Genomic DNA, 18676 nt, shown 5'->3' with positions numbered 1-18676 from the left:
GGGATGCCCGTGCTCCTCAGCGGCTCTCCGCGGCGAACTCCGTCGTCGCGAAGGACGCCTGGTCCCCGGCCGACGTGCCCTCGGTGATCCACCAGTGCGTGGGGCCATCGCCGTAGAGGCCGAACGAAGTGCCCGGCCCCCAGTGCAGGACCAGCTCGTCCTCGCCGTCGCCGTCGAAGTCGGCGGCCCCGGCGGGGCGCGCGTGCCGCCACCTCGCGGGAGTCTTCTCCCCGTCCGCCTCGGCGGGTCCCTCGCGCAGCACGGCGGTGCGCCGGTCGCCGTCGATGAGCGTGGCGCCCTCGTACGTGGCGACCAGGACGCCGTCGCGGCCGTCGCCGTCCGGGTCCGCCGCCGTGTAACCGCCGGGGCCGTAGTAGCTGCTCGCGCCGCCCGGCCGCTCCGGCAGCCGGTGTGTGACGGGCGCGTCACCGCTGCCGGGGTACACGGCGAGCGAGCCGCCGACGCCGGGAGCCTCCGTCTCGTGACCCGGCTCGTTGTTGCGGCTGCCGTCGTCGCCGACGGCCACGTCGCGCAGCCCGTCGCCGTCGAAGTCACCGAAGGCGTGGGCGTTCCCCTTGCGCAGTTCCCTGCCCTCGGGCGACGGGCCGGTGCCGCGCCGGGCGCGGTAGAGCGTGCTCGCGGTCTGCTCGCCGTCGCTCATGGCGTGCAGCAGCAGCGACGTCGCCCGCGGCTTGCCGGACGGGTCGATGGCGTCCGCGTACAGCCGGCCGTCGGACCACGGCAGTCCGGTGTCGGTACGCGCCGGCCGGCCGTCCCGCGTGAACGGCCCGTACAGCAGCACCAGGGACGACTCGTTCCGGGCCGCCCCCGCCAGGTCGTGATGGCCGTCCCCGTCGAAGTCGCCGCGCACCACGGACTCCACGCCCGGCTTCGCCGCGCTGTCCGGAAGGCGGACCGGCGTCGCCTTCCGGCCGGTGCGGGGACCCGTGGGCCCGCCCCAGGTCACGTACGGGACGGTGCTCGCCGTGGAGAGGTTCCCGTCCGTCGCCGTCTCACCGTCGACGGGTGTCACGAAGTCCGGGAAGCCGTCCCCGTCGAGGTCGGCGGTGACGACCTGGGAGACGGTGTTGCGGTTCTGCCACGCCGGGCCGTCGGGCGGCTCGGGCAGCCCCAGATCGCGCCGGCCGTGAACGGTGCGGGTCGCCGGGTCCAGGCCCCCGGCGGAGCCGTAGACCACGGCGATGCGCTCCTCGGGGCGCCGGTCGTCCCGCGCGTCACCGGCGCGGACGGGAAGTACGAGGTCGCGGTGGCCGTCCCCGTTGATGTCGTCGGGGTCCTTCGAACCCTTGCCCCGCTGCGGCGCCCGGCTCTCGGCGGGCGGGCCGGGCGCCGTGGTGGCCTGCCTTGTCGTCTTCGCGGACGCGGACGGGGTGCGGTCCGTGCCGCCGGTACCGCATCCGGCGAGCGGGACGAGGACGGCTCCGGCGGCGCAGACGGTGAGGATCCGGGGCATGGCGCGGGGCGTGGTGCGGGGCTTCATGCGGATCACCCTCACACCCGGGACGGGGCTGCTCCAGAGGGACAGGGGAACTGTTGCCCGATCGTCGATCCGGACGCCACGGCCCCGGGACCGCCCGGGGTGCGTTCGGCGGCACGGGCCCTGCCCGAGCGGGGTACGGCGCCACCGGTCCTGCCCGGGCGGGGTTGGGCGCCACCAGCCCCTGCCCGGGCGGGGTTGGGTGCCACCAGCCCCTGCCCGGGCGGGGTTGGGTGCCACCAGCCCCTGCCCGGGCGGGGTTGGGTGCCACCGGTCCCGGGCCGGGCGGGGCCGGGGGGCCGGGGGTCACCGAGAGGGCCGCCGGGAGGACGTGCTCCGGGTCACCGTGCCTCGGCGTCCTGGCCCGCCGGGCTGTCCAACGGGCTGTCCGGCAGGCTGTCCGCGAGACTCTCCGCCGACCCGCGCAACGGGCTGTCCGCCGGGCCGTCCGCGGGACCGTCCGCCGGGCTGTCCGCGTCCGCTCCGGGCCGCGACCGCCTCGCGGCGGCGTGCGGCGGGGCGGCCGCCGACCGCCGCAGCCGGTACGCGACCCCGGTGGCGGCGAGCGTCAGCGCGAGCAACCCCGCCCAGATCACCCACTGTTCGGGCCACAGCCCCGGGGAGGCCCCGTCCGGTGTCCGGCCGCCGTCCACCCCGGAGACGACGACGGCGAGCAGGCCCAGAACCGTGGCCACCACCGCGAGCCGCCCCGCGAGCCGGTACGTCAGCCGCAGCGGACGGGACTCCCGGCCGGGCCCGCGCAGGCGCAGCCGCTCGGCCGGACGGGCGGGTTCCAGCAGGCGGAGCAGCAGCAGCGCCGCGACCGGCATCTGCAGCGCCCAGACCAGGGTCCGGAAGGAGCCGTCGTACCACACGTTCGTGCCGTACAGCAGGGTGTGCCAGACGCTGAGGACGTACACGACGACGATGAACCGGTGCAGGGCCCGCCACGTCCGGGAGCCGGTGGCGTGCCGCAGGTAGAAGGCGAGGCCCAGCGGGATCGCGAGGTAGAAGGCGATCAGGCCGAGCAGGATCGCGACACGGCCGGTACCGGTCGCGTAGCCGCCGGGGACGAAGACGTCGACGAACGCGGTGAACACCCGGCTCCCCCAGGGCAGGTTCTCCTCGTTGTCCCGGATCAGCTCGGCGAAGAACAGGAAGGCGTGCAGAAACATCAGGGCGATGGTGGTCAGGCTCGTCGTACGGTGCCATTTCTCCAGCCGGGCGGCCGGGAGCCGGCGCCACTTCGGGCGGGGCCCGGACCTCAGCAGGCCGAAGACAATCGTGATGTAGGCCCACAGCAGCCCGGACCAGCCGAACGCCTGGCACAGCCAGTACATCCAGAACTCGTCCGCGTCCGCGAGCATCGGCATCACCTGCGTCGTGGCCGAGGTGCCGTTCTCGACCCGGACGTAGAGCCAGCCGAAGATGAGCCCGGTGGCCAGCAGCGCCAGGGAGGCGTCGGGGACGGCGCCCCGCAGGTCCGCGCGCAGGCCCTGCCCGTCGAAGCCGCCCCGGCGCCCCCGGACGCCCGCCGGCTCCGTCTTCTCCGGCTCGGGATCGGTGGCTCGGTCTCCGGTCATCACGGGCTCCAGTTCCTCGGACGGTGCCGTAACGCCCGGCGGCGGGGCACCGGCTGGCGGGCGGTGTCCCCGCGGCACCGGCCACGGCACCCTTCGTCTACACCAATTGCCTCCCGCGCCGCGAGACTCCGGCACGCCGATCTTTCCGGCGCCGTCCGGAAACCGGCGGCTCGGGCCGTGGGGCCCCGCCCTCGTACCGGCCGGGCATCTCCCGGCGCCGCGGAGCCGCTGACCGGGGAGGCCCCGTGGACGGAGCCGGACGGCGCTGGACGGAGCCCCGGGGCCGGGCTGCTGAGGACCGAAAGGGCCGGCCGGGCGCCGCCCGGGTGACCTGCCCCGGTGTCGTGTTTCCGGGTGACCTGCCCGGGTGTCCCGCCCGGGCGGCCTGCCCGGCTGTCCCGCCCGGCACGGTGGGCGCGGCCCGGTCCCCGTGAGCCGGCCGGTGCGGGAGGGCCGGCACGGAGCGACAGCGGGAGAAACGGCTCCCGGACCGGGCTGCGTTCACGGCACGAGGGGTCCGGCCGGGAGTCGCCGGCCGGCCGGTCAGGCGGCCTGGGCCGTCTCGGTGCGCAGGGCCGTGAGGAGCCAGTCGTGTGCCGCCCCGGCGGTCGGCTCGGACGGGCCGGACACCTCGGCCTTGAGCTGCCAGTACCGGTCGATGCGCGGGTCCGCGGCGAGCTGGGCGGCGAGGCGGCGGCGGAAGTCCGGGGTGTCGCGGGCACCCGTGGACGCGGTGTAGGCGGAGACGAAGCAGTCGAGGGCCTGTCCCGCGTGCGGTGTCCGCCCGGCCCGCAGTTCCGGGGCGGCCAGGGCGTACGCCTCGTCCAGACCGGCGTAGAGCACGGCCGGGCGGCCGCCGCCGGGCCGGTGCGCCGCGGGCTGGGTGAACTCGCCGCCGCCGCAGTCGCGGGAGACGAACGCGTGCAGCCGGGCGAAGGCCAGCACCTGGGCAGGGGTCGGGTCGGCCGGCGGCTGCGGGACCGACTGCTCCAGGACGGCCGAGACGACCGCTGCCGGGAGGCGCGGGGGCAGCCAGCGCCGCCAGAAGCGGGCGATCGGGGCGGTGCTGGGCGGGGCGGGCACGGCGCCGACCAGCAGGAGCCGCTCGGCGCGCTCCTCGGGCGTGCAGTCCTGGAGCAGCAGCAGGGCCGCCTCCCGCCAGCGCAGCGCGGCCAGTTGCGAGCCGAGCTGCCGCAACTGCCCGTCGACGACGTCCTCCAGGGTGTCCTCACGGTCGAGCACCCGGCCGACGTCCGGGACGGGCAGGTCGAGGGTGCGCAGGGAGCGGATCGTACGGAGCCGGTCGAGCGCCTCGGGACCGTACCGGCGGTGGCCTCCGGCGCTGCGGGCCGCTTCGGGCAGCAGTCCCCGGTCGGAGTAGAAGCGGACGGTCTTGACGGTGACACCCGCGCGCTCGGCGAGCTCCCCGATGCTCCACAGTTCGCCTGGCCGCACTGCTTGAACCTCCCTCAGGGGGAGTTCCTACCGTACCGGCAAGCGCGGACAGGGCGGGCCGCCGCCGAGGGCGGCCCGGTCACGCGGACGACGGCGTGCGAGGAGAGATTCATGACGGCATTCGTCCTGGTGTCGGAGGCCCACACGGGCGGCTGGGTCTGGCGGGAGGTCGCGGCGGGGCTGCGGGCCTCCGGGGCGGAGGTGTGCGCGGCGACGCTCACCGGCATGGACGGCGACCGGGACCGGGGGCGGGCCCCGGAAGCGGATCTGGAGACACACATCGAGGACGTGCTGCGGCTGGTCGACGGCACGGAGGCGCCGGAGGTGGTGCTCGTCGGGCACGGCTACGGCATCCACCCGGTGGCCGGCGCCGCCGACCGGCGGCCGGAGCGGATCGCCCGGGTGGTCCATCTCGACGCCGGCATACCGGAGGACGGCGATCCGCCGCTCGCGCTGGTGCCCGACGCGGCGCTGCGCGAACTGCTGCACGGGGCCTCCGGCCCGGACGCCCGGCCGGTCCCTCCGCCGTCCCGCGACGGCTGGCAGCGCTGGGGCAGCACCGCGGGGTTGACGGACGAGGCGCTGGACCGGCTCACCCGGCTCGCCGCACCCCAGCCGCCCGGCACGCTCACCCGGCCGCTCCGGCTCACCGGGGCCGGCTCGGGGCTGCCGGTGACCGGCGTGTTCTGCACCGCGGGCGGGACGAGCACCGCCCTGGCCGAGGACATGGTGGCCCTCGGCGACCCGCGGCTGGTGCGGCTCACCGATCCGCGGAACACCTTCTTCGACCTCGGCACCGGGCACTGGCCGATGCTGTCCGTGCCCGGCGAGCTGACCGACGTACTGCTGCGGGCCGCCGCGGGCGAAGGGCACCGCATCCCGGCTCCGGAGCAGCCCGGGCATCTGCGGCCGTTCCCGCTCGACGTCCCGGAGTGCCCGCGGGAGCGCACGGGGCGGGTCGACCTGCATCTGCCGGGGACCGGCGGCCCGTGGCCTGCGGTGGTGTTCGTGCACGGCGGCCCGCTGCCCGCCGGGGTGCGGCCGACACCGCGCGACTGGCCGGTGTTCACCGGCTACGCCCGGAGTGTGGCGGAGCTGGGGGCGGTCGGCGTGACGCTCGACCACCGGCTGCACGATCCGGCGGACTACCCGCGGGCCGCCGAGGACGTGGCGGAAGCGGTCGCTCTCGTACGGGCCGATCCGCGGGTCGACGGGGACCGTGTCGCGCTGTGGTTCTTCTCCGGCGGCGGGCTGCTGTCGGCGGACTGGCTGGCGGCGCCCCCGCCGTGGCTGCGCTGCGTGGCGGAGACCTATCCGGTCATGGCGCCGCTGCCGAGCTGGGGCATGGGCGGTTCGCGGTTCCGGCCCGCGGAGGCGGTGCGCGGCGCCGGGCGGCTGCCGGTCGTGCTGACCCGGGTGGAGCTGGAGCGCCCGGAGTTCGCGGTGACGGTCGAGGAGTTCCTCGCCGCGGCGAAGGACTGCGACGCCCGGGTCGAGGTGGTCGACGTGCCGGGCGGACACCACGGGTTCGAGGGGATCGACCGCACCGAGGAGGCCCGGCTCGCGGTGCGGCGGGCGGTGCGGTCGGTGACGGGGCACCTGGGCGGCTGAGCGGCGTGGCGGGCGGGCGGAGGGCGGGCGGCGTATCCCCGGGACCGCGCGCCGCGCGGGAGCACGGGAGCGCGGGAGCACGGGAGCACGGGAGCACGGGAGCACGGGAGCACGGGAGCCGGCACCACACGGGAGCCGCGCACCGCGCTGGCCCGCACCACGCGTGAGCCCGCACCGCACGGAAGCCGCACCGCACGGAAGCCGCGTACGCACGGGAGCACCGCGTACGCACGCAAGCCGCGCGTCGCCCGCGGCCGCGGCCGCGGCCGCGGGGAAAACACCTTGCAGGTGCGGCCCCGGTTGCCTAGGGTCCCCAGCGGCGCAGGGCACACCGGTCACCGGCCGGGTGAGGTGGAAGCGGCGCCGTTGAGTGCCTTTCAGGAGGCATTTGCATGACAGTTCAGCTCAATCACACCATCGTCCACGCCAAGGACAAGAAGGAATCCGCCGAGCATCTGGCGCGCATTCTCGGCCTCGAGGTCGGTCCGCCGATGGGCCCGTTCCTCCCGGTCACGCTCGCGGGCGGGGTCACCCTCGACTACGCCGAGCCGGGCCCCGACGTCGACATCCACATGGCGCACTACGCGTTCCTCGTCTCCGAGCAGGAGTTCGACGAGATCTGGGCCCGCATCAAGGCGGAGGGCCTGACGTTCTTCGCCGACCCGCACGGGGAGAGGGTCGGCGAGATCAACCACAACGACGGCGGCCGGGGCCTGTACTGGCTCGATCCGTCCGGCCACGGGATGGAGATCATCACCAGGCCGTACGGCAGCGGCGACGCCGCCGCCGACTGACACGGGGCGGGGCCCCCGGCCGGTGAGCACCGGCCGGGGGCCCCGCGCCGTCGCCGCAGGCCGCGCGGGGCCTCGCGCCGCGGCCGTATCGCCGTACTGTCGCCGCCGCTTGCCGTAGAGCCGTCGCCCCGTCCAGCTCTGGCCGTATCGCCCTCGCCGTCGGTGCTCAGCGGCGGAGCGCTCAGCGGTACAGGACTTCCTGGATCCGCGGGTCGTCGATGTTGCTCTTGTCGTACCAGTAGTAGCCCGTGTCGATGGTCTCCGGCAGCTTCTCGCCCTTGACGGCCTTCACCGCCGCCGCCACGACCTGCTCGCCGATCCTCACCGGGTTCTGCGTGATGGCGCCCGCCATCCGGCCCTCCTCGATGGCGTTGATCTGGCCCTGCCCGGAGTCGAAGCCGACCGTGCTGATGTCGTCCCGGCCGCTCTCCTTGACGCCCTGGATGACGCCCATCGCGGAGCCCTCGTTGGAGCCGTAGATCCCCTTGACATCGGGGTTCGAGGCGATGATGGCCTTGGTGATGTCGGCCGACTTGGTCTGGTCGCCGCCGCCGTACTGCACGGGCAGCAGTTCGACGCCCGGTGCGTTCTTCTCCATCCATTCCACGAAGCCGTCCCGGCGGTCGACGCCGGAGCCGCTGGTCTGGCTGTGCACGACCAGCGCCACCTTGCCCTTGCCGCCGACCTCCTCCGCCATGTGCTCGGCCGCCTCGGCCGCCGCTGCCCTGTTGTCGGTGGCGGCGGTCGTCAGCGGGATGTCGCTGTCCACACCGGAGTCGAAGGCGATGACGGGCGTGCCCCGGCGCTCGGCCTGCTTCAGCATCGGCTCCACGGCGCGCGAGTCCAGCGCGGCGAGCCCGAGCGCGTCGGGCTTCCGGCCCAGGCTGTTGGAGACCATGTTGACCTGGGCCTCGACCTCCGTCTCGGTCGCCGGGCCCTCGAAGCTGATCGTGACGCCGCGCTTCTCGGCCTCCCGTTCGGCGCCCTTCTTGACGGCCTGCCAGAACTGTTGCTGGAAGCCCTTCGAGACGATGGCGATGTACGGCTTCCTGCCCTCGCCGCCCTCCGCGGTCGTACCGGCGTCGCTGCACCCGCTCAGCGCCGCGGCCGCCAGCAGGGACAGGGCCGCGGCGAGCACGGTGGCGGCACGGGCGGGCCGTCCGCGCCGCCGGTCCGGCCGTGGCGGCGTTGTCGCGCGCGTCATCCGGTTCGCCTCCTCCCCGCCGCCGGGGCGGTGGCGGGTTCGTCCGTCGTGCATGGCTGTGCTGCGTGGGGTGTGCGGGGCCCGGGGCATCGGCAGACCCGCCCGTTCAGACGGCGCGGCGCTTGCGCGCCTTGTCGGCGTACACGGCGGCGACGATCACACAGCCGAGGATGACGTTCTGCCACTCCTGTGGGACCGAGGTGATCTGGAGCCCGTTGTTGAGCACCGAGATGATCAGGGCGCCGATGACCGTGCCGGTGAGGGACCCCTTGCCGCCGGAGAGCGAGGTGCCGCCGATGACGACCGCGGCGATGGCCTGGAGCTCGTATCCCATGCCGGTCGCCGGCTGGGCGGAGCCGAGACGCGCGGAGATCAGGACGCCCGCGAGGCCGATGAAGAGCCCGGACACGACATAGACGATGATCTTCCATTTGCGTACGTCGATGCCGGACAGCGCCGTGGCCTCCTCGTTGCTGCCGATGGAGTACGTGTAGCGGCCCAGCAGGGTCTTGTTGAGGACGACGCCGCCGATGACGGCCGCGACGGCGAAGATCAGTACGGCGTTGGGGAAGTCGGCGCCCGGGATGACGCTGCCGGTGGAGATCCCGGTGTAGCCGGAGTCCTCGGAGAAGTAGATCGGCGCGCTGCCCGAGATGACCAGGGCGAGGCCCTGCGCGACGAGCATCATGGCCAGCGTCGCGATGAACGGGGGCAGCCCGAGGAAGGTCACGTTCAGCCCGTTGACCAGGCCGACGAGCCCGCCGAAGAGCAGCGTGCCCAGCACCCCGACGGGCACGGGCAGCCCCCATTCCACGATCATGACGCCGGACATGACCGCGCACAGCGTCATCCCGGTGCCCACGGACAGGTCGATGCCGCCGGTGACGATGACGAACGTCGCGCCCAGCGCCAGGGTGCCGATGACGACCGTCGAGAACAGCATCGACGTGATGTTGCTGTAGTTGAGGAAGTGCGGGCTGGCGAACGAGAAGAAGACGAAGACCGCGACCAGCCCGGCCACCGCGAGGAACTGCTGGAACCGGCTGGTCACGGCCCGGCGCACCCCGTCCCGCGCGGTGGCGTCCTGCTTCTGCCGGGGTGGAGCGGCTGTGGGTGCTGTCATCGTGTCCTGTCCCTGCCTCGGTGCGTGTCTTGGTGTGGGGGTCGCGCCGCGTGCGTACGGGGCCGGGGCCGCCGTACGGCTCGCTAGCGCGGGTTTTCGGCGGAGCGGGAGGTTCCGGCGGGGGCGGGGCCGTCCGGTTTTCCCGCCGACGGGCCGTCCGGCCGCCGGGTCGCGTACGCCATGACGGTCTCCTGGTCGGCCTCGGCCGCGGTGAGTTCGCCGGTGACGCGTCCCTCGCTCATCACGAGGACGCGGTGCGACATCCGCAGCACCTCGGGCAGCTCGGAGGAGATCATGACGATCGACTTGCCCTGCCGGGCCAGATCGTTGAGCAGCTCGTAGATCTCCTCCTTGGCGCCGACGTCGATGCCGCGCGTCGGCTCGTCGAAGATCAGGACGTCGCAGTCCTTGACGAGCCACTTGGCGATGACGACCTTCTGCTGGTTGCCGCCGGAGAGGTTTCTGACCGTCTGGTCGACGGACGGGGTCTTGATGCGCAGCTTCTCCACGAACTCCCGGGACGTGGCGCGCACCGCGCCGTCCCTGACGAAGCCGAACGACTGGAAGCGTTCGGCGAGGGAGCTCAGGCCGATGTTGGCCTTGACGTCCTGCTCGACGAGCAGCCCGAGGTGCTTGCGGTCCTCGGAGAGGTAGCCGACGCGGTGGCGGGCGGCGTCGGCCGGGTTCTTGAACGCCACCTCCCGGCCGTGCAGCGTGAGGGTGCCGGACTCGACCGGGTCGGCGCCGACGATCGCGCGGGCGACCTCGGTGCGGCCGGAGCCCATCAGGCCGGCGATGCCGAGGATCTCGCCCTTCCTCAGCTCCAGCGAGACGTCCTCGAGCAGTGTCTTCGTACTGAGGCCGCGGACCGACAGGACGGTTTCGCGGTCCTCGCGCACGTTCTCCGGGCCGGCGTCGGTCTTGAGTTCACGGCCGACCATCCGGGAGATGACGTCGCGCATGGTGGTGTCCGCCGTGTCGAGCGTGTCGACATAGCGACCGTCGCGGATGACGGTGATCCGGTCGGTGACGGCCTTCAGCTCGGCCATCCGGTGGGAGATGTAGATGACGCCGGTGTCGGGCCGCACGAACCGGCGGATGAGGTCGTGCAGCGCGGCGACCTCCGCGTCGTTCAGGGCGGCCGTCGGCTCGTCCATGATGAGGATTCTGGCGTCGTACGACAGCGCCTTCGCGATCTCGACCATCTGCTGCTGGGCGACGGTGAGGGTGCCGACGACCCACCGCGGCTCCAGCGGCAGCCCGAGCCGGTCGAGCAGCTCGCGGGCCCGGTCGTCGAGGGCGCCGTCCCTGAGGAGCAGCCGGCCGCGGGGCTCACGCCCGATGAAGATGTTCTGCGCGACCGTGAGGTCGGGCATCAGGTTGAACTCCTGGTGGATGATGCTGATGCCGAGCCGCTGGGCGTGGCGGGGCCCCTCGGGACGGCACGGCTGCCCGTCCAGGAAGAACTCGCCGGAGTCCGGGGTGTGGATCCCGGAGAGCAGCTTCATCAGGGTCGACTTGCCGGCGCCGTTCTCGCCGACCAGGGCGAGCACCTCGCCGTGGCGGAGGTCGAGCCGCATGTCCTGGAGCGCCTGGACGCCGGGAAAGCTCTTGGACACGCCCTGCACGCGGAGGAGCGCCTGCTCCCGCGCTCCGCCGGGTCCCGCGCCGTGCGCCTGCGCCATGGTCAGTGTCCTCCCGCGATGTCCGCCACTACGACTCCTTGAGAAATCGATTTCGAGCGAGAGTAGGAAGGGGCTACGGGCGGCGTCAATGGTCTGCACACAGATTCCACAGGAAGATGTGAAATCGATTTCTTGACCAGGGCGCCGGAGCAGCGCCCACACGGGCCGGCCTCACCGGATCCCGGTCCCGGCCCCTCCCCCGGCACCCGCCAGCCACCGGTCCAGCCACCCGAACGCCTCCTCCTGCATCTCGCGGACGAAGACATGTCCGAGTCCCGGCCAGAGCTGGGTGCACAGCCGCTCGTCCGCGTGCCGGGAGTGCCACACCGCCCGCAACTTCCGGTACGCCGTGGCGACTCCCGCCGCCGGGAACAGCGGGTCGTCCTCCCCGTCGAGGAACAGCATCGGCTTCGGCGCCGCGATGCCCGCCACGTCCGGGAAGTCCAGATGGCGCGGCAGGCCCGGGTGCAGCATGAAGTACGCGGACTGGCCGCGCAGGGTGTTGCTGCCCGGCACCAGCAGTTCGCGCAGGCCCGTCATCCAGCACGCCGACACCGCGGCCCGGACATGGCCGGACAGCGCCGCGACCTGCCAAGCCCGGTAGGCGCCCATCGAGAAGCCCAGCGCCGCCACCCGCTTCCCGTCCACCTCCGGCAGTCCGGCGAGGAAGGCCGCCGCCCGCTGGTCCTCCCGCGCCATGAGGCCGGCCGGTGAGGCGCCGAGGTGGAAGAGGTTGCTCGCCAGCGCCTGCTGCCCCTCGTACTCCAGTCCCGAGCGGTCGCCCCAGCCCAGGGCGTCGACCGCGAGCACCGCGTAGCCGCGGCGGGCGAGTTCGTCGCCGACGAAGCGCCCGCCGAAGTACCGCCCGGCCCACGCCCCGGCCGCGGACCGCCGCCCCTCGTCGTACCAGGGCCGTACGAGCTTCTCCTTGCCGATGTCGAACCGGGAGCCGTGGTCGTGCAGCAGCAGCACCGCCGGGAACGGCCCCTCGCCCTCCGGGAGCAGCATCACCGCCCGCACCCGGCTGAACCGGGTCAGGTCGAAGAGCAGGATCCGCCGCCGTATGCCGTCCTCCTCCCGCTCGTCCGTCACCTCGGGCGCGAACGGGGTGTCGTCCGGCGGCTGGAAGAGATGCTCCTCGACCTTCTCGCGGGCCGCCCGCCGCCAGGCGTGGAAGTCGCGGACCGGGGAGGTGCCCCAGGCGAGCGGGAAGGTCAGTTCCTCCCCGAGCCGGCCGGCGAAGACCGGGAGTCCGCCGTCGAGCACCGCCGGTGACTCGTGGGGCCGCCTCTTCGCGTACGTCATCCGTGCGTGCCTCTCCCGTTGCGGACCTGCCGCCCGTGCGACGGCTCCTCTTGCGGACCTCCCCCTGCCCCGGCGCCCCTCTCGCGGACCTGCCGCCGCCCCGACCGCTCCCCTCGCGGACCCGCCACTGCCCCGGCGCCCCCTTTCGCGGAGCCGCCGTCCCGACGCCCCCTCGCGGACTGCCGCCGTCCCGGCCGCCCGGAACCGGGGCCGGGGTGCGGCCGGCTCCAGATGTTGAAACGCATCAACCGGAACTGACGGCCACCCCGTGGCCTCAAGTCGTCCCACCGGACTCCCGCCCCACCCCTACCGGCGCGTACACCCCGCGCCTCCCGCACCGGAAGGAGCGATTCTCGGTCAGGTCGCCCGAGCCCGGCCCGTACGGCGGCACCGGCGCCGCGCACGGCGGCCGCGGCACACCTGAGCTGGCGCCCGTCCGCGCCCCGGACGCGCCGCGACGGCCTCCCGGGCCCCGCCGGAGGTGCGGTGCCCTCCCCGGGGCGCGCCGGAAGCGTAGCCGAAGCTCGCCCCCCACTGTTGACCGCGTACCGACAACTCCCTATGGTCCAGACCGTCGTGCGGACGAAGCGCACGGGTGCCGGGCGCCGGAACTTCACGGGGCGGTCGGCTTCCACACCGTGTCGGCATTCTCCGTCCGCGCGTCCCCCCACCTCGCGAGGCCGTCCCGAGCCCGCCCGCCGGCATCGACGTGCCGCCCCCAGGGCCCGCTCCCGACCAGGCCGGCCTCCCCTCCGTGAAGGAGTGCACATGCACGCCAAACGCAAGCTCGCGATGGCCATCGGAATCGCCCTCGCCCCGGTCGTCGCCGTCACCCTGCCCACCTCCTCCGCCAGCGCGCACGGCTACATCAACTCACCGCCGAGCCGGCAGGCCCAGTGTGCCGCGGGCACGGTGGAGTGCGGCGCCATCAAGTGGGAACCGCAGAGCGTGGAGGGCCTGAAGGGCTCCACCCAGTGCAACGGCGGCAACTCGCGGTTCACCGACCTCAACGACGACAGCAAGGGCTGGGCCGTCACCGACGTCAGCCGTACGACCACCTTCACCTGGACCATCCAGGCCAACCACGCCACCAGCACCTGGCAGTACTTCGTCGGCGGCCGCAAGGTCGCCGAGTTCGACGACGGCGGCGCCCAGCCGCCCACCACGGTCCAGCACAGCGTCGACCTGGGGACCACCGGCAGGCAGAAGGTGTTCGCCGTGTGGAACATCGCCGACACCGCGAACGCCTTCTACGCCTGCATCGACGTGAACATCCGGTAGGCGGACCGGACACAGCCGGCTCCGTCGGCCGGCTCCCACCGATCGACACACAGCGGGCCCGCGGCCGACCGGCCGCGGGCCCGCCGCCGCGCTGTCCGGCACCCTCGGCAGACGCAGGCAGCCCCATGCAGACACAGGCCCCCGCAGGCATCCGCACACAGCGGCACGCACCCGCGCCGAGCGGCGCGCACCCCGCGCGCGGACGTCACCGCGGCCGTCACGAGACGGGTCAGGTCCGGAAATTCCCGCACGGCCCGGAGCCCGTTTCCGCGGCGCCGGACGGCCGGAAGTGAGTGGCGGGAGCGACGGACGGGCCTTTACCTTCGTGTAACCACCGGTTCCGCGCCGATTCACCATCCGGCAACCCCCACACCACCGGGAGGCGTCAACCAGTCGATTCCGCTCGTGTGTTGTGGATTATCGCCGCAGTGCTCCTGATGTGTTGACGTATCGGGCCCGCGCCCTTTCCGGCCGCCGCCCTTCTTTCCCGTGCCGTCCCGCAGGTTCCCGCGCCCCGCGCAGGCCCGGTACGGCAGGGCCGCGACCGCGGTGCCCGCTGCGATGTCCGGCTGCCCGGCATTCCGGCCGCCCGCCCTCCGCGCGTGGCCATCGTTCGACATGCCCACATACGTAATCAGTGGCAGGCGACGCCGCCTGCCTCACCGCGTTCATGGATCGAGGTGCGACTTTTGTGCGCAAGAAACGGATGAGTACGTTAAGCCTGCTCGCCGCCCTTTCCCTGCTGATGACGGCCTTCGCCACCGCCGAGGGCTCGGCCGCTCCGCAGCCGGACGCCGTGTCCGCGCACGCGCCGGCCGGAGCCGGCACGGCGGCCGCGGACGACGGCACCGCCCGGCAGAACGCCGCCGCCCGGCAGCAGGCGGAGGACGAACTGACCGGTGACATCACCTTCTCCGTGCCCAGCGGGACCTTCCAGGGCCAGGTCTCGGTGTCTCTCGGCACGAGCGTCGCGAACGCCGAGATCCGCTACACCACCGACGGCGAACTGCCCACCGCCTCCTCGCCGCTCTACTCCGGCCCGCTGGAGTTCACGGGCACCACCGAGCTGCGCGCGCTGCCCTTCGTCGACGGCCTGCCCGGCGGCGAGCCCGGTACGCAGATCTACGTCGCCCGCTCCGTCGACGCGGACCACGACCTGCCGCTGCTGGTGATGGACGCCTACGGCGCCGGCAAGCCCGACCGCGAGTGGGCCGACGTGTCCGCCATGGTGATGGAGCCGCAGGGCGGCACGACGTCGCTCTCCGCCGCTCCGGCCGTGGCCACCCGCGCCGGGTTCCATCTGCGCGGCCAGTCCTCGGCGAGCTTCGAGAAGGCCCCGTACCGGCTCGAACTGCGGGGCAATGACGATGACGACGCGAAGTACCCGCTGCTGGGCATGCCGGCCGACGGTGACTGGGTGCTGCGCGGCCCCTTCCCCGACAAGACCCTCATCCGGGACGCCTTCGCCTACACCCTCGGTGAGGACATGGGGCTCGCGGCCCCCGGCTTCCGCTTCGTCGAGGTCTATCTGAACCTCGACGGCGACCCGCTGGGCGCCGACGACTACCAGGGCGTCTACATGCTCGACGAGCAGATCGAGCGCGGACCGGACCGGGTCGACATCCAGAAACTGGAGAAGGAGCACCTCAGCGAGCCGGAGATCACGGGCGGCTACATCTTCAAGTTCGACGCGCTCGCGGCCGAGGAGCCGAAGGTCCCGTGCACGGGCGCCGCGGACACCTGCTGGAGCGACCTGGAGGTGGTGGAGCCGGACGACCTCGAACCCGCGCAACTGGACTGGCTCGCCCAGCACATCCAGAAGTTCCACGACTCGCTGCGCAGCGCGAATCCCGCCGATCCGCAGACCGGCTATCCGGCCTACATCGACGAGCAGTCCTTCATCGACCGGATCATCCACAACGAACTGGCCCGCGAGGGCGACTCGTACATCCGCAGCACGCACTTCTACAAGGACCGCGGCGGCAAGATCGTCGCAGGTCCGCTGTGGGACTACGACCTCGGCTACAACGCGGTGCCCTTCGGCGGCATGGACCAGACCACCGGATGGCAGTTCGAGCAGGGCTCCATCTGGTTCCAGACCACCGACTGGTTCCTGCGGCTGATGGAGGTCCCGGAGTTCAACGCGAAGGTCAAGGCCCGGTGGGAGGAGCTGCGCCGCGGCGTGCTGTCCGACAACCAGCTGCGGCAGCGGGTCACGGACCTCGCCACGCCGATCGCCAACGGCGCCCGGCGCAACTTCGAGAAGTGGCCGAACCTCAACGTGAGCCAGGTCGGGCCGTTCCCGACCCAGACCACCGAGACCTGGGAGGAGCAGCTGGAGCTGATGCGGACCTTCCTGGTGAACCGCGCGGCCTGGATCGACCGGTCCGGCTGGGAACTCACGGAAGGCGGCGGGCAGCCGCTGGGTCAGCCCTGGCCGCACTCCCCGGAGTGACCGGGCAGCCGGCCGGCGGCCGGGCCGAGGGCGCCGGGGGCGAACAGCCCGAGAGCCGGGGCCTCGTCCCCGACGGACGCCCCGGTGGACCGGCCGCGGCCGGCGGCCAGCCGGCGACCGGCAGTGAACAGCCCATCAGCAGGCGCTGAGGAGTGAGCAGCGAGCGGTGATCAGCAGGCGGTGATCAGCGAGCAGCAAGTGAGCAGTACCCGGTAGCAGACGCGGCGGCCGTGCGGCCGCCGCCGGGCCGCCGGCGGCACCTGGTGTGCCGTCGGCGGCCCGTCCCGTCTCCGGGGTCCCGCCCGCGCCTCCGCCCGTACGGCCGCGCCGCTCCGCACCAGGCGCCACGCGCCCCCGGTCCCGATCCCGGTCCCGGTACCGATCCCGATCCCGGCCCCGCGTCCGGATGCGTGCCCTCCACCCGCCGGGGGCCGCCGTACGCCGCCGTCCCGCGGTCCCCGACCCGGCCTTTCCGGGAGTTCGCCACCCCGCCGTCCGCGCCAGGACGCACCGACGCCGCTTTGTCGACATGTTCATGACTTCTGCGGGTGCCGCGATGTCCTCCGTGCTGTCTCGTGCCGCTCGACCGCAGTTCAGCTGGGGCCGGGAGCCTCGAGGCGACCGGCCGACCGTGCGCCGGTGAACGCGCCGCATCACACGAGCTGACGGAGGTCCCGTTCCATGTCACGTTCTCGCCTCGTGCCCAGACCCACCCGCGCCGGGCTGGCGGTCGGCGCCGCGATGGCGGTGATCGCCGCCACGGGCGCCACCCTCGCCGCCCAGACCTCGAACGCCGGCTCCGCCGCGGCCGCGCCCGCCGCGCGGGACGCCTGGGATCCGTACCGCGGCCAGGTCGAGGTCGTGCGCGCCGACGACTCCGGGCAGGCCCCCGGAGACGGGAGCGGGCGGAAACTCTCCGGGCGGGTCTTCGTCGACTCCGACCGGGACAGCCGCAGCGGCGGCCGCGAGCGCGGTGTCGCCGGGGTGACCGTGTCGAACGGCCGCGACGTCGTGACCACCGACCGGCAGGGCCGTTACGAACTGCCCGCCTTCGAGAACATGACGGTCTTCATCAGCCAGCCCGCCGGCTACCAGGTGCCCGTCGACGAGGCGAACGTCGCCCAGTTCCACTACAACCACCTCCCCGAGGGCTCGCCGAAGCTGAAGTACGGCGGCATCGAGCCCACCGGCCCGCTCCCGGCGGCGGTCAACTTCCCCGTCGTCAAGAGCAAGGCCACCGCCGCGGACCGGCAGCACTGCGTGATCGCGGGCGACCTCCAGACGTACGACAAGGCCGAGGTCGGCTACGCCCGGGACGGGGCCGTCGCGGACCTCGCCAAGCGCGGGGACTACGCGGGCTGCGGCCCGCTGTTCATCGGTGACGTCGTCGGCGACGACCTGTCGCTGTACCCGGACGTCAAGCAGCTGACCAAGCAGCTGAACGGGCCCGTGCGCTTCCTCCCGGGCAACCACGACCTGGACTACGACGCCGAGACCGCCGAGCACTCGTTCGACACGTTCCGGGAGCAGCTGGCCCCCGCGTACTACTCCTACGACGCCGGTGACACGCACGTCGTCGCCCTCAACACCGTCCGCCACCCCTGCACGCCGGACGTGGACAACGCCGACGGCAAGCACCCCAACTGCGACGACCCCGAGAACAGCCCGTCCTACAACGGCCGGCTGGGCGAGCAGCAGCTGAAGTGGCTCGAGGAGGACCTCGCCGAGGTCCCGTCGGACAAGCTCGTGGTCGTCGCGAGCCACATCCCGCTGCTCACCTTCGCGGACGAGGGCAGCCCCCGGCACCAGCTCGACGAACTGCTGGAAGTCCACAAACTGCTGGAGGGCCGCAAGGCCGTCGCCGTCGCGGGGCACACCCACACCGTCGAGAACATGAAGACCGGTGACCTCTTCAAGGGCTGGCGGGAAATCTTCGGCATCGACGGGCTGCCCTTCCCGCACATCGTCGCGGGCGCCATCTCCGGCGACTGGTACTCCGGCGCCCTCACCGAGGACGGCTACCCGGTCGCCACCGGCCGCGACGGTGCCCGGCCGGGCGTCCTGACGCTGGACATCAACGGCAACTCCTTCAAGGAGCGCTTCACCGTCACCGGCGAGGACTCCGCCTTCCAGATGCACCTGGGCCTCAACTCGCCCGCGTACCGCGAGTGGTACGCCGAGCGGCAGGCCTGGAACGACTCCCGGGAGGGCAAGGCCCCGGAGCTGGGTGACCCGCACCTGATCAGCGAGGCCGACCTCGCGGGCACCACCTGGCTGACCACCAACTTCTGGATGGGGTCGACCGGTTCCACGGTCGAGGTCAGCCTCGACGGCGGCCCGGCACGCAAGGCCGGGCGGACCCAGCAGGCGAAGGGCGAGGGGCAGCGGATCGGCCCCGAGTGGTCGGACCCGCACGCCGTGGCGCAGCAGCTCGTCAACGGCGGCAGCCTGGCCGACCGCTCGATGCACCTGTGGCGGCTGGAGCTGCCGAAGGACCTCGCGCCGGGCAGCCACCGCGCCGAGGTGACGGCGACGGACTCGTACGGGCGCGAGTTCACCGAGACGCTGGTCTTCCAGGTCGCCGGCGAGCGCTGACCGGCCGTCCGGTTCCGGGCGCCGCCACCCCGACGCCGGAACCACCCGCGCGCGGGCACCAGCAGAGCCGGGCCCGCCGCTTCCCAA

At 73.4% G+C, this 18676-nt stretch carries 11 protein-coding genes and 1 pseudogene; 5 read left to right on the top strand and 7 right to left on the bottom strand.

Annotation, left to right across the window (positions count from 1 at the left end; genetic code table 11):
* Positions 1 to 16 precede the first annotated feature (16 nt).
* From GCU69_RS26210 to GCU69_RS26200, 3 genes and pseudogenes are all read right to left on the bottom strand, one after another.
* A complete protein-coding gene (locus GCU69_RS26210; protein WP_176604656.1) occupies positions 17 to 1501 on the bottom strand; it encodes an FG-GAP repeat domain-containing protein in 1485 nt (494 codons plus the stop codon).
* 464 nt (positions 1502 to 1965) lie between these two features.
* Positions 1966 to 3081, bottom strand: a pseudogene (locus GCU69_RS26205) (ferric reductase-like transmembrane domain-containing protein); the annotation flags it as partial.
* A 543-nt stretch (positions 3082 to 3624) separates the two neighbouring features.
* Positions 3625 to 4536 carry a MerR family transcriptional regulator gene (locus tag GCU69_RS26200; protein ID WP_235978711.1) on the bottom strand — a complete coding sequence of 304 codons (912 nt, stop codon included), beginning with the start codon at positions 4534 to 4536 and terminating at the stop codon, positions 3625 to 3627.
* Positions 4537 to 4647: 111 nt separating this feature from the next.
* On the opposite strand from GCU69_RS26200, the gene GCU69_RS26195 reads away from it, so the two are divergent.
* Positions 4648 to 6147 carry an alpha/beta fold hydrolase gene (locus tag GCU69_RS26195; RefSeq protein WP_156207357.1) on the top strand — a complete coding sequence of 500 codons (1500 nt, stop codon included), beginning with the start codon at positions 4648 to 4650 and terminating at the stop codon, positions 6145 to 6147.
* 392 nt (positions 6148 to 6539) lie between these two features.
* Positions 6540 to 6941 (top strand): VOC family protein, encoded by a 402-nt coding sequence (locus GCU69_RS26190; protein WP_098750402.1) that lies wholly within the window; start codon positions 6540 to 6542, stop codon positions 6939 to 6941.
* Positions 6942 to 7122: 181 nt separating this feature from the next.
* On the opposite strand, the gene GCU69_RS26185 is transcribed toward GCU69_RS26190, so the two are convergent.
* The 4 genes from GCU69_RS26185 to GCU69_RS26170 all read right to left on the bottom strand — a co-directional run bounded on the left by GCU69_RS26185 (position 7123) and on the right by GCU69_RS26170 (position 12258).
* The gene (locus GCU69_RS26185) at positions 7123 to 8145 is read right to left on the bottom strand and encodes an ABC transporter substrate-binding protein (protein WP_098750401.1); all 1023 of its coding nucleotides are present in this window, start codon (positions 8143 to 8145) and stop codon (positions 7123 to 7125) included.
* 106 nt (positions 8146 to 8251) lie between these two features.
* Positions 8252 to 9268, bottom strand: coding sequence for an ABC transporter permease (locus tag GCU69_RS26180; RefSeq protein WP_098750400.1), 1017 nt, complete (start codon positions 9266 to 9268; stop codon positions 8252 to 8254).
* Positions 9269 to 9351: 83 nt separating this feature from the next.
* Positions 9352 to 10953, bottom strand: a complete 1602-nt coding sequence (locus GCU69_RS26175) for a sugar ABC transporter ATP-binding protein (RefSeq protein WP_156207356.1) — start codon at positions 10951 to 10953, stop codon at positions 9352 to 9354.
* Positions 10954 to 11124: 171 nt separating this feature from the next.
* A complete protein-coding gene (locus GCU69_RS26170) occupies positions 11125 to 12258 on the bottom strand; it encodes a dienelactone hydrolase family protein (protein ID WP_098750398.1) in 1134 nt (377 codons plus the stop codon).
* A gap of 768 nt (positions 12259 to 13026) precedes the next feature.
* Between GCU69_RS26170 and GCU69_RS26165 the strand changes: the two genes are divergently transcribed.
* From GCU69_RS26165 to GCU69_RS26155, 3 genes are all read left to right on the top strand, one after another.
* Entirely contained in the window at positions 13027 to 13539 is a 513-nt protein-coding gene (locus tag GCU69_RS26165; protein ID WP_098750171.1) for a lytic polysaccharide monooxygenase auxiliary activity family 9 protein, read from the top strand.
* Positions 13540 to 14245: 706 nt separating this feature from the next.
* Positions 14246 to 15994, top strand: coding sequence for a CotH kinase family protein (locus tag GCU69_RS26160; RefSeq protein WP_218037981.1), 1749 nt, complete (start codon positions 14246 to 14248; stop codon positions 15992 to 15994).
* Between the two features lie 681 nt (positions 15995 to 16675).
* Positions 16676 to 18589 carry a calcineurin-like phosphoesterase C-terminal domain-containing protein gene (locus GCU69_RS26155; RefSeq protein WP_098750172.1) on the top strand — a complete coding sequence of 638 codons (1914 nt, stop codon included), beginning with the start codon at positions 16676 to 16678 and terminating at the stop codon, positions 18587 to 18589.
* The last annotated feature ends 87 nt before the right edge of the window (positions 18590 to 18676 follow it).

Source organism: Streptomyces lycii (genome assembly GCF_009735685.1).
Lineage (GTDB): Bacteria > Actinomycetota > Actinomycetes > Streptomycetales > Streptomycetaceae > Streptomyces > Streptomyces lycii.
Note: the sequence above shows the minus strand (reverse complement) of the source record. Positions and strands in the feature narration are given on the sequence as shown.